The organism is Streptomyces sp. TLI_185 (assembly GCF_003814765.1).
In the GTDB taxonomy this organism is placed as follows: Bacteria; Actinomycetota; Actinomycetes; order Streptomycetales; family Streptomycetaceae; genus Streptomyces.
The window spans coordinates 5740483-5754630 of the sequence record NZ_RKRB01000001.1 but is presented as its reverse complement, the minus strand read 5'-3'; the positions used below and the strand labels follow the sequence as shown (position 1 = coordinate 5754630).

The 14148-nt window shown below is 72.1% G+C and carries 16 protein-coding genes; 8 read left to right on the top strand and 8 right to left on the bottom strand.

The window, feature by feature from the left end; translation table 11 throughout:
• Nucleotides 1-257 precede the first annotated feature (257 nt).
• Complete coding sequence (locus EDD92_RS26490) at nt 258-752, top strand: ATP-binding protein (RefSeq protein ID WP_123966618.1); 495 nt, start codon at nt 258-260, stop codon at nt 750-752.
• Nucleotides 753-845: 93 nt separating this feature from the next.
• Here the strand turns inward: EDD92_RS26490 and EDD92_RS26485 are convergent, their stop codons facing one another.
• From EDD92_RS26485 to rpmG, 5 genes are all read right to left on the bottom strand, one after another.
• Nucleotides 846-1064 carry a DUF397 domain-containing protein gene (locus EDD92_RS26485; protein WP_123970560.1) on the bottom strand — a complete coding sequence of 73 codons (219 nt, stop codon included), beginning with the start codon at nt 1062-1064 and terminating at the stop codon, nt 846-848.
• A 388-nt stretch (nt 1065-1452) separates the two neighbouring features.
• The gene (gene rpsR / locus EDD92_RS26480) at nt 1453-1686 is read right to left on the bottom strand and encodes a 30S ribosomal protein S18 (RefSeq protein WP_123966617.1); all 234 of its coding nucleotides are present in this window, start codon (nt 1684-1686) and stop codon (nt 1453-1455) included.
• 5 nt (nt 1687-1691) lie between these two features.
• The gene (locus EDD92_RS26475) at nt 1692-2819 is read right to left on the bottom strand and encodes a GTP-binding protein (protein WP_123966615.1); all 1128 of its coding nucleotides are present in this window, start codon (nt 2817-2819) and stop codon (nt 1692-1694) included.
• Entirely contained in the window at nt 2816-3070 is a 255-nt protein-coding gene (locus tag EDD92_RS26470) for a type B 50S ribosomal protein L31 (RefSeq protein WP_123966613.1), read from the bottom strand. Before EDD92_RS26470 ends, EDD92_RS26475 begins: the two co-directional genes overlap by 4 nt.
• A 9-nt stretch (nt 3071-3079) precedes the next feature.
• On the bottom strand, nt 3080-3244 hold the full coding sequence (rpmG, locus tag EDD92_RS26465) for a 50S ribosomal protein L33 (RefSeq protein ID WP_030573688.1): 165 nt from the start codon (nt 3242-3244) through the stop codon (nt 3080-3082).
• Nucleotides 3245-3318: 74 nt separating this feature from the next.
• Between rpmG and rpmB the strand changes: the two genes are divergently transcribed.
• The 4 genes from rpmB (at nt 3319) to EDD92_RS26445 (ending at nt 5266) form a co-directional block, all read left to right on the top strand.
• Nucleotides 3319-3555: a 50S ribosomal protein L28 gene (rpmB, locus tag EDD92_RS26460; RefSeq protein WP_123966611.1), complete on the top strand. Its 237-nt coding sequence runs from the start codon at nt 3319-3321 to the stop codon at nt 3553-3555.
• The gene (rpsN, locus tag EDD92_RS26455; RefSeq protein ID WP_123966609.1) at nt 3555-3860 is read left to right on the top strand and encodes a 30S ribosomal protein S14; all 306 of its coding nucleotides are present in this window, start codon (nt 3555-3557) and stop codon (nt 3858-3860) included. The genes rpmB and rpsN overlap by 1 nt, the downstream gene beginning before the upstream one ends.
• 249 nt (nt 3861-4109) lie before the next feature.
• Nucleotides 4110-4637 carry a hypothetical protein gene (locus EDD92_RS26450; RefSeq protein ID WP_123966606.1) on the top strand — a complete coding sequence of 176 codons (528 nt, stop codon included), beginning with the start codon at nt 4110-4112 and terminating at the stop codon, nt 4635-4637.
• A 104-nt stretch (nt 4638-4741) separates the two neighbouring features.
• Entirely contained in the window at nt 4742-5266 is a 525-nt protein-coding gene (locus EDD92_RS26445; protein ID WP_123966603.1) for a DUF4232 domain-containing protein, read from the top strand.
• Nucleotides 5267-5500: 234 nt separating this feature from the next.
• Here EDD92_RS26445 and EDD92_RS26440 read toward each other — a convergent pair whose 3' ends face one another.
• Together EDD92_RS26440 and EDD92_RS26435 are read right to left on the bottom strand one after the other, a co-directional pair.
• Complete coding sequence (locus tag EDD92_RS26440; RefSeq protein WP_123966601.1) at nt 5501-6658, bottom strand: DUF2786 domain-containing protein; 1158 nt, start codon at nt 6656-6658, stop codon at nt 5501-5503.
• 34 nt (nt 6659-6692) lie between these two features.
• On the bottom strand, nt 6693-7637 hold the full coding sequence (locus EDD92_RS26435) for a S41 family peptidase (RefSeq protein WP_123966599.1): 945 nt from the start codon (nt 7635-7637) through the stop codon (nt 6693-6695).
• 111 nt (nt 7638-7748) lie between these two features.
• On the opposite strand from EDD92_RS26435, the gene EDD92_RS26430 reads away from it, so the two are divergent.
• The 3 genes from EDD92_RS26430 to EDD92_RS26420 are packed head-to-tail and all read left to right on the top strand — an operon-like array spanning nt 7749 to nt 10866.
• Nucleotides 7749-8372 (top strand): LysE family translocator, encoded by a 624-nt coding sequence (locus tag EDD92_RS26430; protein WP_123966597.1) that lies wholly within the window; start codon nt 7749-7751, stop codon nt 8370-8372.
• 31 nt (nt 8373-8403) lie between these two features.
• Nucleotides 8404-9132, top strand: a complete 729-nt coding sequence (locus EDD92_RS26425) for a Clp protease N-terminal domain-containing protein (protein WP_123966595.1) — start codon at nt 8404-8406, stop codon at nt 9130-9132.
• Nucleotides 9133-9174: 42 nt separating this feature from the next.
• Nucleotides 9175-10866, top strand: a complete 1692-nt coding sequence (locus EDD92_RS26420; RefSeq protein ID WP_123966593.1) for a bifunctional 3'-5' exonuclease/DNA polymerase — start codon at nt 9175-9177, stop codon at nt 10864-10866.
• Between the two features lie 120 nt (nt 10867-10986).
• On the opposite strand, the gene EDD92_RS26415 is transcribed toward EDD92_RS26420, so the two are convergent.
• On the bottom strand, nt 10987-14019 hold the full coding sequence (locus EDD92_RS26415) for an AfsR/SARP family transcriptional regulator (protein ID WP_123970559.1): 3033 nt from the start codon (nt 14017-14019) through the stop codon (nt 10987-10989).
• Between the last annotated feature and the right edge of the window lie 129 nt (nt 14020-14148).

The window sequence follows — 14148 nt, the reverse complement described above, 5'->3', positions numbered from 1 at the left end:
TCCGATTACAGAGAAGGAAAGAACCCAAAGATTCTGCACAGGAAGAGGGAAGGAGTTGGCAAGCAGCGGGAGAGAAGATGGCGGAAAAAATGGCCAACAAGCGGTACGGGAGGGTCCAATTCGGTCGCGTGCACGTGCATCTGCACCTTGCATCTGCACCGCGCATCCAAGACCATGGTCTCGCGCAACCGCTGCATCGCAACGCAACGACCGCGAATTCCTCGGGAGTGCCTCGCATGGGGACGAATGGATCGACCATGCTCGAGCCGTTACGGCAGGGCCTTCCGCCGCTGGACCCCGCGGCCGTGTCCAACGCCGCCTCCTGCGCTCTGCCCGCCCGCTACGAAGCGGTGCGCGAGGCAAGGCTGTTCACCCGCAGAACGCTCGACCAGTGGGACATAGGCGACCGTTTCGACGACGTCTGTCTGGTCGTCTCCGAGCTGGTCACCAACTCGCTGCGGCACGGCCTGCCGGCCGGCACCCTGTGCACCGCCGAGCAGAGCCCGCCCGTGCGGCTGCACCTGATGCGCTGGACGGCGCGGCTGGTGTGCGCGGTGCGCGACCCGAGCCACGCGACCCCGGCCCCGCGCGAGGCGGACGACTTCTCGGCGGAGTCGGGCCGCGGCCTGTTCCTGGTCGACTCCTTCGCCGACAGCTGGGGCTGGCACCCGATGGCGGGCACGCTCGGCGGCAAGGTCGTCTGGGCACTGTTCCAGCTGCCGCACGCGCCCCAGCCGCTGCCCTCCGAATAGCGCACCCCGGCGCCGTATGACGCCGGGGTTCTACGCGCGTTACTGCACGTAAGACACCGATTGCCCCGAGTTGCACCCGGGGTTGAACGGGTGTCAGCCCGCTATCAGGTGGTCGAACTCGCCGTCCTTGATGCCCAGGAGCATCGCCTCGATCTCCGCGCGCGTGTAGACGAGCGCCGGACCGTCGGGGAAGCGCGAGTTGCGCACGGCAACCTCCCCGCCGGGCAGGCGGGCGAACTCCACGCAGGAGCCCTGCGAGTTGCTGTGCCGGCTCTTCTGCCAGGCCACACCGTCCAACTCCGTGGCCGCCATGCCGTTGTACACGTCGTGGTCCACAGGTCGCTCCCGGTGGTGCGGTGGCTTTGGGGCCAGTGATGCAGTGGTCAACTGGTCCGGATCATAGCCGTGTTCACGTGCGGATGCATGAGCAGATGCACGTGCACGCGGGGTGGTTCTGTGGTTACAGCTGTGACGTACGGGGTGTGGCATCCGTTCCAGCGCATGCCCCGGAGCCCACATGACATGCGCCGGAGCCAAAACCCTCGTGCACTAGGGAGAGACGCGTATCGCGGCCTTCTTGTTCCATCTTCAAGTGCTCGACCGGCGTCATTCAGCCGTCCGGCGTGTGAGGACGAGGCCGTTCAGGCCGATCGGGGGTCCAGGGGGCAGAGCCCCCTGGGGACGGTGCCGTGGCGAAGCGTCAGCGGCCGACGTACGGCAACAGTGCCATCTCCCGGGCGTTCTTGATCGCGCGGGCGAGCAGTCGCTGCTGCTGGGCCGTCACTCGAGTGACCCGGCGGCTGCGGATCTTGCCGCGGTCGGAGATGAACTTCCGCAGCAGGTCGGTGTCCTTGTAGTCGATGTACGTGATTCCGGCCGTGTCCAGCGGGTTGGGGCGGGACTTGGCGGGGTTGCGGTCGGGCTTGCGGGCCATGCGGGTCAGACCTCCAGGAGGGTGTCGAAGGCGGGCGGCAGCCGCTTCCAGGCGGCGCGCCCGGCGGCGTATTCGGCGTCGGTCAACAGGCAGGACTCCAGCAGGCCTTCGAGTCCGTCGCGGTCGAGGCCGGGTGAGGTGAAGACGAGGTGCTGGCAGCAGTCGCCGTGCTCGGGATGCCAGTCCAGCGCGGCGGCGGCGCGGCGCACGGGCGGGACCATGTCCCAGGCGGCATCGGGGAGCGAGGCCAGCCACGGCCCCACGCTCTCCACGCACAGGGCCCCGCCCGCCGCGTCCCAGTGGAGCAGCGTGTCCGGCTTGTCGGCGAGCCAGAACCGGCCCCGGCTGCGCGCGGCGGCGCAGGTCAGATCCTCCAGGGCCGCATACAGCCGCTCTGGGTGGAAGGGGCGGCTGCGGTGCCAGACGAGGGTGGAGACGCCGTGCGCGTCGGCCTCGGCGGGGAGGAGGGCACAGGCCGGGTGCTGGGCGGCGGCCGCCGCCTCGACGTCGAAGCCTGCGAAGGCGGCCACCGCCAGGTCACCGGGGCCGATGACGACCTGACGGGCCGTCGGGTGGAGCTGGGCAAGCAGCTCACGGTCCTCCTCGTCGGCCTCCTCGGATTCGGTGACGGCAAGAATCGGGGCGTACTCCAGCTGGCGGGCGAAGGTGTCCGCGACCGTCCGCTGGTCCGTGGCCGCCGCTGCGAGGCCGCCGTCGGCGAGGTCGTCGCCGTTGCCGAGGTAGGGCAGGACGAGCGCCGGGTCCAGGGCGGTGATCACGCCGGTGACGGTCAGGCCTCCGGCCACGACCACCTCGGCCATGGCCTTGGGCTCGACGGAGTCCCACAGCTCGACGACGGCGAGGCGGGTGTCCCCCGAGTCCGCGAGCCGGCGCAGCTCGGGGACGAGGTCCTCCCTGAGCGCACAGCACGCGCAATCGTTGACCAGGGGCGCCTCACCGGCCGACACGAGGCCGCTCGCGTCGCGGATCGTCCGTACGACCGTGCCCGCCGCGGCCGTGGCGAGGTCGTGATGGAGTACGACGCTGCCGGGGACGTCGGCCAGCAGTCGGGCGACGGCCGCCTTGCGGGCGTCGGCGTGCAGCCCGCCGACGATCACCACCGACAGGCTCACGCTCGGCCCCGCTTCCCGAACCGGCGCTCGAAGCGCTCCACACGGCCGGCGGTGTCCAGGACACGGGCGGTGCCGGTGTAGAAGGGGTGGCTGACGTTCGAGATCTCGACGTCCACGACGGGGTAGGTGTGGCCGTCCTCCCACTCGATCGTCCTGTCGCTGCTCATCGTGGAGCGGGTGAGGAAGGCGTGGTTCGCGGCACGGTCGCGGAAGACGACGGGACCGTAGGCCGGGTGGATTCCGTTGCGCATGGCGTTGGTTCAGCGCTCCTCTCGGAAGTCGACGTGGCGGCCGGCGACCGGGTCGTACTTGCGCAGGGTCATGCGGTCGGGGTCGTTGCGGCGGTTCTTGCGGGTCACGTAGGTGTAGCCGGTCCCCGCGGTGGAGCGGAGTTTGATGACCGGCCGGAGTTCGTTGCGAGCCATGGTGGTACCTTACTGAAAATGAATTCCATTAGCGACATCGCTTCGGCGCTCACTTCAGGAGAGGTACGTCACCCATGTCCGCGCACTGCATGCTGACCGGGGCACAGCCCGGCTTCGGCAACCGCATCTCCCGTTCCCACCGGCGGACCTCCCGCCGTTTCGACCCCAACATCCAGAGCAAGCGGTACTGGCTGCCGAGCGAGGGCCGGTACGTACGGCTGCGACTGAGCACGAAGGGGATCAAGACGGTCGACGCGATCGGCGTCGAGACGGCCGTAGCGCGGATCCGTGCTCGGGGGGTGCGGGTCTGATGGCGAAGAAGAGCAAGATCGCGAAGAACGAGCAGCGGCAGGAGATCGTCGCCCGGTACGCCGAGCGGCGCGCCGAGCTCAAGGAGATCATCCGGCGGCCGTCGTCGACGGAGGAGGAACGACTCGCCGCCCAGCGGGAGTTGCGACGCCAGCCGCGCGACGCCAGCGCGACACGCGTACGCAACCGGGACCAGGTGGACGGGCGGCCGCGGGGGTACTTCCGGGCGTTCGGGCTGTCACGGGTCTCATTGCGGGGGCAGGCGCATGCCGGGTACCTGCCGGGGGTGCGCAAGTCGTCCTGGTGAGCGCGGGTGGGTCCGGGGGTCCGGGGAACGCGGGTGGGCTCGGGAAGCACGAGTGGGCCCGAGGAACACGGGTGGGCCCGGGAAGCACGAGTGGGCCCGAGGAACACGGGTGGGCCCGGTGAATCTCACAGCCGCTCCTCATGGGCCGGACGGCCGTCCCTGGTAGCTTGCTGCGGGCGTTCGGGCCGTACGGCCCGGCCCACCCGCCATGCCTTGCCCCTGCTCGTTGCTACTGCTTGGGAGCTACCAGTGACTTCGGCGACCTTCACGCGTCCGGCCCGCACGGTGTCGCGCCGGCAGCTGCGGATCGCGGCCGCCGCCGCGGGGCTGGCGGGTGCGCTCGTGCTCACCGCGTGCAGCAGCGGCGGCGACTCCAAGGACGACTCCTCGGCCGGCCCTTCCTCCTCCGCTGCCTCCACCGCGGACACGGGCGGCGGCACCAGCGGGACGACGAGCGCGTCCGACACTCTGCAGGGCAGCTGGCTCGCCACGACCGGCGGCAAGGCCGTCGCCCTGGTGATCAACGGCAAGCAGGCCGGGCTCTTCTCGACCGGTGGGTCCGTGTGCAGCGGGACCGCGGGCAAGGAGGCCGGGATGCAGATGATCCACCTCACCTGCACCAAGGGCGGCAAGGAGCGGGCGACGGGGATGGTCGACTCCGTGTCCAAGAACTCGCTGAAGATCACCTGGTCGGGCACCGTGGGCAAGGAGACGTACACCAAGACGGAGGGCGGGACCCTGCCGTCGGGGCTGCCGACGGCGAACCTCGGTCAGTAGTCCGGCAGGGCGGGCAACCGCTGCAGGGGATCGTGCGTGATGATCCATGCACGCGATCACCGGCATCGCGCCGCCGAGCACCAGCAGAGCACCAGAGGATCCACATGCGCGCCACCCCGATCACCGTCGCCGCTCTCGCTGCGGCGCTCCTGCTGACCGCCTGCGACAGCAGCGGCGGTGACAGCAGCTCCACCGACAAGAACAAGGCCGGCGGCGCCTGCACGCTCGACGCCGTCGGCGTGCAGGTAGCGGCGAGCGCCGCACCGTCCGCCGGGGACTCCGGCAACGTCACCGTCACGCTCACCAACCGCGGCTCCAAGTGCACCCTGAACGGCTTCCCGGGTGTCGACCTCTACGCGGGCAACGTCTCGAGCACCGTCCTCGCCACCAAGGCCGCGAAGGCCCAGAAACTGACCCTCACCAAGGACGCGTCGACCTCCTTCACGATCACGTACGTCCGGGGCGAGGCGGGCGGCAAGAAGAGCCTCCCGGTGAAGACGGTGAAGTTCACCCTGCCCGGCTCCACCGCCGACCACAGCTTCAAGTGGTCGTACGGCGACGTCGCCCTCAAGGGCGACGCGAACGAACCGAACGCCTCGGTGACGCCCTTCCAGCAGGCCGGGGACTGAGCCCAGCAGACCGGGGACTGAGCGCTCCGACCGGTGGTGCCGATCTGCGGCTCCGCCGCGGACCGCGGGGCGATGATGCTCCGTCGGCCGTCTGCGGCACCATCGCGGTCGGCCGTTCCCCCACCGCGGCGGAGCCACACACCGACCGGCCCCGCGCGCCTTGGGGGCGCTGCCGAGCCGGAGCGGAGTTCGCCCGGCCTGCTCAGGGCCGCCAGGCCCTGACGTCTGGGCACCTCACGGGAGCCGCGGCCGGGCACCCACCTGGGCGCGGTCCGCTGCCTGCGCGCCCTCCGTCCACCCCGCCGCGTCACTCACCCCGCGCAGGCGGGTCGTGGTCGTCTCGGGGAACATGTGGTCCGTGTGGGCCGTGACCGCGACCTCGCGGGAGGCCAGTACCGGGAGCAGGTCGTCGGTCACCTGCGTCTCGGCGGCCGCCGCGAGGCGGGTGCCTATGCGGTGGGCGTAGGCCGCGAGGAAGGACTGCCGGAAGGTCTTGGTGCGCTTGCGGCCGCCGGCCCGCTGGGCGGTCTCCGCCTTCGTCATCGCCGTCGTGGCCTGTACGAGGAGCGAGGTGTAGAGGAGCTCGACGGCCTCCAGGTCGGCTTCGAAGCCGACGACGGTGGAGAAGCCCAACGGCTCGTTCCACACGGCCCGGCAGTGGTTCGCGGTGGCGACCGCGTCCAGCAGCACCGCCTTGGCCTGCTCGTACGGTGCCTCGACGCCGATCCGGCAGGCGCCGGGGGCGTCGGGGGACGGCGCCCGGGCCGCGAGCAGTGCCTCGTCGATGCTGTGCCGGGCCATCAGCTCCTGCGCCTTGGCGGACAGCGCCTCCGCCTCGTCCGGGAACCCGGTCGCCTCCGCCTTGGCGAGCAGCGCGCGGATGCGGGTGAGCATGCGGGACTCGGAGGTCGGGCCGGCTCCGGGGGCGGAACCGGGCCGCCGCGTGGGCTCGTCGAGCGGTTCGAGGGCCGGCAGGCGCAGCAGCAGGCGGTACAGCTCCAGGAGGGCGGTCGCGTGCGAGAAGCGGTCGGTGCGGGGTGGGGTGCCGGTGGCCCCGGCGGTTTCGGCCGCTTCGGCGGTGAGCTCCTCCAGCTGCGCGGTCCAGCGGGGGCCGCGCGGCCCGTCGTACGGGGTCTGCGCCCGGATCAGCGCCGATGCCAGGCCTACGTGTACGTCGTCCAGCTCGCGGCGCACGATCCGGACCACGTCGGCGGGCTGCCAGCCACGCCGCCAGGCCGTCGCCACGAACTCCCGGCCGCGGCGGGCGAGTTCGGCGTCCGCCGCCGGGTCTGCGGCCAGCAGGGAGGCGCCCGTGTCGAGGGCGGCATCGGTCTCGGCGTACAGGGCGGCCTGGAAGGCGCGTTCGACGGTGCTGGACGGAGTGCTGGTCACTCGTCGATCGTGCCACGCGGCACTGACAGCCGGGTCAGCCGTCGATCAGGGCCACGGCTCGGTCGAGGGCGTCCGAGGCCGGGCACGTGATGTCGGGGAGGACGCCGGTGCCTTCCCAGTTGGTGCCGGAGACCGGGTTGACGGCACGGGCGACCGGGATGGTGGCCTCCAGGTTCGGGTGGACCGTCCAGCCCTCCCGCGGGTGGGCGCCACCGCGGGTGCTCTCCCCCACGACGGTCGCGCGGCCCAGCTGCTGGAGGTCGTAGGCCAGTTCCTCCGCGGCGGAGAAGGTGTGGGGCCCGGCGAGGACGTAGACCGGCTTGGTGCCGCCGAAGCGGGCGCCGGGCACGTGCGGCAGGGTCCAGGACTGGTCGTGCCGGTCGCCCACGCGCGCGTACATGGTGTTGAGGTGGGTGCGCTCGTCCAGGAGGTAGCTGCAGACGAAGGCGACGGTGTCCGGGTCGCCGCCGCCGTTGCCCCGCAGGTCCAGGACGAGCGCTTCGGCTCGCGCGACCAGGGTGAGCGCCGCGGCGAGCGGCTCGGCCGACCAGGACAGCGGGAAGAGGAAGGGGGCCAGTTCGAGGAGGGCGGTGCCGCCCGAGAGCAACTCGACACGGGGCACGCCGCCCAGGGAGGTGTCGAACTTGCGGCGCATCGCGGCTTCCGCAGCCTCGCCCTGGCCCTGCGGCACCTGCTCGGGGTGGTACTTGAGGCGCAGGTGCAGATCGCCGTTGACGGACTGCAGATCCGCGGTGACCAGGCCGCTCAGCTCCTCTGCGCTCTCCACGTCGTACGCCCCCTCCGCGAGGCGCCGGCGCAGCAGCAGGGCCAGTTGCTCGGCGGCCTCCGGGAAGACGTAGTGCTCGGTGAGGAGCCGGGCCGTCTCGTCGACGACCGCGGGAACGTCCTTGACGGGGGCGGGTGTTGAGGCAGGGGCAGGGGCCGTGGAGGAGCTCGTCGTCAGCGTGGTCGTGGTCATGGCAGATGAGTCAATCACCCTCCCCGTGCGCCCCACATGGAGTTTTCCCGGACTCGTCTCACCCACCGAAATTCGCTCGCTCCTCTCCGCTGCCGGTTCAAGCATGGCCGGATGGTGGACATGTCTTCGTCCGCGGCATTCCTCGTCGCCGCCTTCGCGCTCTGCATCACTCCCGGCCCCGACATGATGTTCATCGTGGCGATGGGCGGACGGGGCGGGCCCAGGACCGGAGTGCTGGCCGCGTGCGGCGTGGCCTGCGCGATGTTCGTGCACACGGTCGCCGCGGCGCTCGGTCTGTCGGCGCTGTTCCTGGCCCTGCCGACGCTGTATCACCTGTTGCGCTGGGCGGGTGCGGCCTATCTGCTCTACCTCGCGGTCAGGGCCTTCCGGGACCGGGCGGTGCCGGTCGAGGACGGTGCGGCGGCGGGGCCCGGGCGGCGACGGGCCTTCTGGCAGGGGGCAGTCACCAATCTGCTCAACCCCAAGGTGATCCTCTTCAACGTCGCCTTCCTGCCGCAGTTCGTGGACCCCGGGCTGGGGCACGTGCGCGAACAGTTCCTGGTCTTCGGGCTGACGATCACGGTCATGGGGTTGGGCGTGGACGGCTCGATCGGACTGCTCTCCGGAAAGCTCTCCTCGTTGCTGCGCCGGAGCCGGCGGGTGGCGCGCGGGCTGAACATCTTCAGCGGGACGGTGTTCACGGCATTGGCCGTTCGACTGTCAACCCAAGGTTGACGTTACCCTGCTGTCAACCTACGGTTGACACATGACGACGAACCCGAGCATCACGTCATCCGTACGTCTCGACGACCTGATCGCGGCGATCAAGCGGGTCCACGCCGCGCCCCTCGACCAGCTCCAGGACGCGGTGATCGCTGCCGATCACCTCGGCGAAGTGGCGGACCACCTGATCGGCCACTTCGTCGACCAGGCCCGGCGTTCCGGAGCGTCCTGGACGGACATCGGCCAGAGCATGGGGGTCACCCGGCAGGCCGCGCAGAAGCGGTTCGTGCCGAAGGAATCGGCCGGCCTCGACCCGAGCCAGGGCTTCAGCCGGTACACCCTGCGTGCTCGCAACGTGGTGATGGCGGCCCACAACGCCGCCAAGGACGCGCGCAACTCCGAGGTCCTCCCCGCACACCTGGTCCTCGGCCTGCCGGTCGAACCGGAGGGCCTCGCAGCCAAGGCGATCGTCGCGCAAGGCATCACTCTCGACGCCGTGCGGCAGGCGGCGACCGCCGCGCTGCCGCCCGCCGCCGAGGAGGTCCCAGAGCTCGTCCCGTACGCCTCGGACGCCAAGAAGGTCCTGGAACTCACCTTCCGCGAGGCCCTGCGCCTGGGCCACAACTACATCGGCACCGAGCACATCCTGCTCGCGCTCCTGGAGTTCGAGCACGGCACCGGCCTGCTGGCGGATCTCGGCATCGAGAGGAAACCCGTGGAGGCCGACATCGCCAAGGCGCTGGAGGGCCATCCGAAGCTCCGGGGCAAGTAGAGCCGGAGGCCGTTGTCAGACCCTCCTGCCACACTCGCAACCATGACCGACCGCTGGGCGCTCGCTCCGGCCGAGGACGGTGGCGTGGAGATCGCCCCCCTCGGTCCGGACGGGCTGCTCGCCGGACCGGTCCTGTGGGAGCCCGACCTCGCGACGGCCGTGCGGGGACGGCCGGAGGTCGTGCGGTGGGTGTGGCGTTCCACGGCCGAGGTGTATCCGCGTCTGCTCGCCACGGGGGTGCGAGTGGAGCGGTGCTACGACATCGAGGACGCCGAAACCCTCCTGCTGGGCCACGAGGGGCGGTACGGCGAGCCCCGCTCGGCGGCCGCCGCTCTGGCCCGGCTCCGCGGCGGCCCCGTACCGCCCGACCCGCCCCTGCGCTCCGCCGAACCCGGCGCGCAGTCCCCGCTCTTCGAACCGCAGACCGTCCCTGTGCCGCTGCCCGACCTCGCCGAGGTGTACGCCGAGCAGCAGCGCCGGCACGACGCCACCGCGCACCCCGACCGGATGCGGCTGCTGACCGCGGCCGAGTCGGCGGGGATGCTGGTGGCCGCCGAGATGAACCGCGCCGGGCTGCCCTGGAGCGCCGAGGTGCACCGCCGGGTGCTGCACGAACTGCTCGGCGAGCGCTATGCGGGCGGTGGCGAGCCCCGCCGCCTCGCCGAACTCGCGGACGAGGTGTCCGCCGCCTTCGGGCGCCGAGTCCGGCCCGATCTGCCCGCGGACGTCATCAAGGCGTTCGCGCAGGCCGGGATCAAGGTGAAGTCGACCCGGCGCTGGGAGATCGAGTCCGTCGACCACCCGGCGGTGAAGCCGCTGGTCGAGTACAAGAAGCTGTATCGCATCTGGGTCGCCCACGGCTGGTCCTGGCTGCAGGACTGGGTGCGGGACGGGCGGTTCAGGCCCGAGTTCCTCGCGGGCGGGACCGTCACCGGCAGATGGGTCACCCATGGCGGCGGCGCCCTCCAGATCCCCAAGGTCATCCGGCGCGCGGTGATCGCCGACCCCGGCTGGCGGCTGGTCGTCGCGGACGCCGACCAGATGGAGCCGCGCGTGCTGGCCGCCATCTCCCGCGACCCGGGGCTGATGGAGGTGGCCGGGCGCGAGAGCGACCTCTACCAGTCCGTCTCCGACCGGGCCTTCTCCGGCGACCGCGCCCAGGCCAAGCTCGCCGTCCTCGGCGCGGTCTACGGCCAGACCTCCGGCGACGGCCTGAAGAACCTCGCCGCGCTCAGACGCCGCTTCCCCAAGGCGGTCGCGTACGTCGACGACGCGGCGCGCGCTGGCGAGGAGGGGCGGCTCGTGCGGACCTGGCTGGGGCGGACCTGTCCGCCGGCGGCCGGGGTGGGCGAGGACGCGACGGAGGAGGCGGGCATCCCCCAGGACGAACCGGCCGAGACTCCCGCCGGGACCGAGTGGGTGCCCGGTTACGCCTCCACCAACACCCGCGCCCGCGGCCGCTTCGCCCGCAACTTCGTCGTCCAGGGCAGCGCCGCCGACTGGGCCCTGCTGGTGCTCGCCGCACTGCGGCAGACCTGCGCGGACATGGCGGCCGAGCTGGTCTTCTTCCAGCACGACGAGGTGATCGTGCACTGTCCCGAGCGGGAGGCGGAAGCGGTGGTGACGGCGATCCGGGAGGCGGCGGAGCTGGCGGGGCGGCTGACGTTCGGGGAGACCCCTGTGCGGTTCCCGTTCACTACGGCGGTGGTGGAGTGTTATGCGGATGCGAAGTGAGCGGTGACCGGTGCTGGGGGGAGGGGGGTTTCGCTTGCCCGCGCTGGGCGGGGTGCCGCTCTCTGTGGGTCGGGAGCCGCCCTAGGCGGCACGATTGCCCGCAGGCTAGGGCGGTAATGATCACCGGGCGCCGGCCTCGGCCAGCAGTTCCCTCAGCTCTGCCACCAATGCCTTCTCGTCCGTTCCGTCCAGGGCGTCGAGTGCCGCGCGCCACTGTTCGTACGCCTGCTCCGTGCTCCCGCGCTCCCGCAGCAGAAGCCCGTGCTGGTGGCGGGCGAGACCGCCCGTGTAGCGGTCGGCGCGGGCATCCGCGCGGCGGAGCAGTTCGGCACACTCGGCGCCGGCCCGTTCCGTACGGCCGAGCAGGCGCAGTGCCCGCACCAGCCCGAGCCGGGTCTGGGACTCGCCGTGCCAGTCGCCGTGGCCGCCGAGAATGCGCAGGCTCTCCTCGAAGTGGGGTACGGCGGCAGCCGGTTCGCCCAGGGTGAGGTGGGCGTAGCCGATGTTGCAGTGCGCGGAGTGCTGCACGATCACGGCGCCGATCTCGTCGCCGATGGCGAGCGACCGCCGGTGCTGATCGATCGCGGCCCGCGGGTCGGTGTGCTCGTAGAGGTTGCCGAGGTGGCTGTGGGTCACGGCCTCGCCGTGCGGGTCGTTCAACTGCCGTGAGAACTCCAGGCTCTGGCGCAGGGCCCGGCCGGACTCCTCGTAGCGGCCGAGGCCTTCGAGCAGCAGGCCGCGGTTGTTGAGGCAGCGGCGCATCCAGGAGACGCGGTCGAGCCGGCGCCAGATCGTCAGTGCCCGGTCGTTGAGGGCGAGGGCCTCGCTCTGCCGCCCGGTCAGGAAGTGCAGCGCGGCGAGGTCGCCCAGCGCGTACGCCTCGGCGGACTCGTCACCGAGCCGCCGGGCCACGCGCAGGGCGGCCCCGCCGAGCACCTCCATCTCGGCGACGCGGCCACTGCGCAGCACGTACGGGAAGAAGAGGCGGATCAGCGTAGAGATGCGGGCGGCCCTGAGGGCCTGTACGTCGGCGTCGGCACCGGCGTCCTCGGCGTACCGCTCGACCAGCGTGACGATGTTCACCAGCTCCGTGTCGCCCCAGGCGAAGGCCTGTCCGGCGGATTCGAAGGTGGGAAGGGCGGCGACGTGTGCCGCGTGGTCCGGCGGCTGGGCCGCGGTCGGGCGGCGGCGGTCGTCCTGGTCGAGGCCCGGTTCGACGATCGCGGTGAGGGCGCGCTCGGCGACGGCGGCGTACCAGGGCAGGGCGGCATCCACGTCACTGGCGCCCGCGGCCAGTTCGCGGGCGAAGTCGCGGACCAGGTCGTGCGGGGCGTATCGGCCGTACGCCGTCTCCTCCAGGAGGGCCACGTCGACGAGCCGGTCCAGCGCGGCCTCGGTGCGGCGCTCGTCGGTGCCGACCAGGTGGGCGAGGAGCGGGGCGCCGTACGCGGGCAGGTCGAGCGCGCCGATCCCGCGCAGCACGCGGGCGGCGTCCCGGTCGGCCTCGCGCTCCGAGGCGGCGAGCGCGTCGTGGGCGACGGCCAGGGACCGGCGGACGCTCAGGTCGTCGTACTCCAGGTGGTGCAACCTGCCTTCCGTTGCGGCGAGTTGACCGGCCAGCACCTCGGGGGTGAGTGCTCGGCGCGCGGCGAGGCGGGCGGCGACGATGCGCAGCGCGAGCGGAAGGCGGCCGGTGAGTTCGACGAGGGGATGGGCCGCGTCCAGGGTGTCGCGGCCGGAGACCGCCCGCAGCAGCTCGGCGCTCTCCTCGCCGCTCAGAGGGGTGAGCGGGAAGCGGCGGGCCCCGTCCAGGGCGGTCAGCGGCGAACGGCTGGTGACGATCACGGCGCACCCGGCGCCTGCCGGCAGCAGCGGCCGTACCTGAGCGGCGTGCGCGGCGTCGTCCAGGAGGAGAAGGGTGCGGGTCGGGGCCAGCAAGGAGCGCAGCAACGCGGCGGCCGCATCCGGGTGTTCGGGGATGCGACGGGGCTCGGTACCCAGGTCCCGGAGCAGGGCGCTGAGGGCCTGGGCGGACGTGAGAGGGGTCATGCCGGGGGTGGCGCCGTGCAGGTTGATGTACAGCTGGCCGTCGGGGAAACGTTCCCTCAGGGTGTGAGCGACCTGCAGGGCGAGGGCGCTCTTGCCCACGCCGGCCATGCCGCTGATGACAGCAACAGCAGGGGTCCGACCGGGCTCGAGGACGGTGCGGAGGTCGTCTAGAGCGGGGGTGCGGCCGGTGAAGTGGGCGGGCGGAGGAGGCAGTTGGGCGGGCCGGGGCGGCTGCGGGAGGGCGGGCGCGGAGGCGTCCGTGCCGCCGGACGCGGTCTCGTCCTCGCGCGGGGCGCCGGGGCTCCCAGTGGCGGCGAGCACCTCGACGTGCGCCTCCTGCATCGCCGGGCCCGGTTCCACACCCAGTTCCTCCACCAGGCGGGCGCGCAGGTCCCGGTGGACGGCCAGGGCCTCGGCCTGGCGGCCGGTGCGGTGCAGGGCGAGCATCAGCTGACGGTGGTACGCCTCCCGGAGCGGATACTCGGCGGCCAGTGCGGACAACTCCGGTACGAGGCCGTCCAGTCGGGCACCGTCGACGGCCAGCTCGGCGTCGTAACGCCACTCCAGAAGCAGCAGCCGCGCCTCCTTCAGGCGCTGGACGAAGGCGTATCCGCCCAGCTCGGCGGGGAGCCCGTTCAGAGGGGTGCCGCGCCACAGGGCGAGCGCGGACGTGCACTCGCGCACCACCCGCTCCCAGTTGCGGGCGGCGTACGCACCGCGTGCCGTGGCGAGATGACGCTCGAAGACATGCACGTCCAGTTCGCCCTGTTCGACGCGCAGCACGTAACCGGGCGGCACCGCACGCAGCCGCTCGGGGTCGTCGAGCAGCCTGCGCAGCCGGGCCACATGGTTGTGCAGCGAGGCCTGCGCGGACGCGGGCGGCGCCCCGCCCCACAGCGCGTCCTTGAGCGACTCGACGGAGACGACACGGCCGGCTTCGAGGAGCAGAGCGGCGAGCAGGGTGCGGACCTTGGGGCTGCCGATGGCTTTGACGTCGGCAGCGCCGGAGGCATCCGTGCCGTCGCCGAAGTCGCCCGCCTCGCCGTGGACGTCGTAGAGAACAGGCGGCCCCAGCAGTCCGAACCGCAGCTGGCCCCGCCTCACGCCGCCCACTGCCTTCCCGCATCCTTGGCGGATTTCCGCCCTCGTCACGGCGGTTTCCCGCCACCTGTGCCACGGCGGTCGCCGCGGGAATCCCTTACGGCTGCGGCCGCCCGGCGATGCCGGCCGACG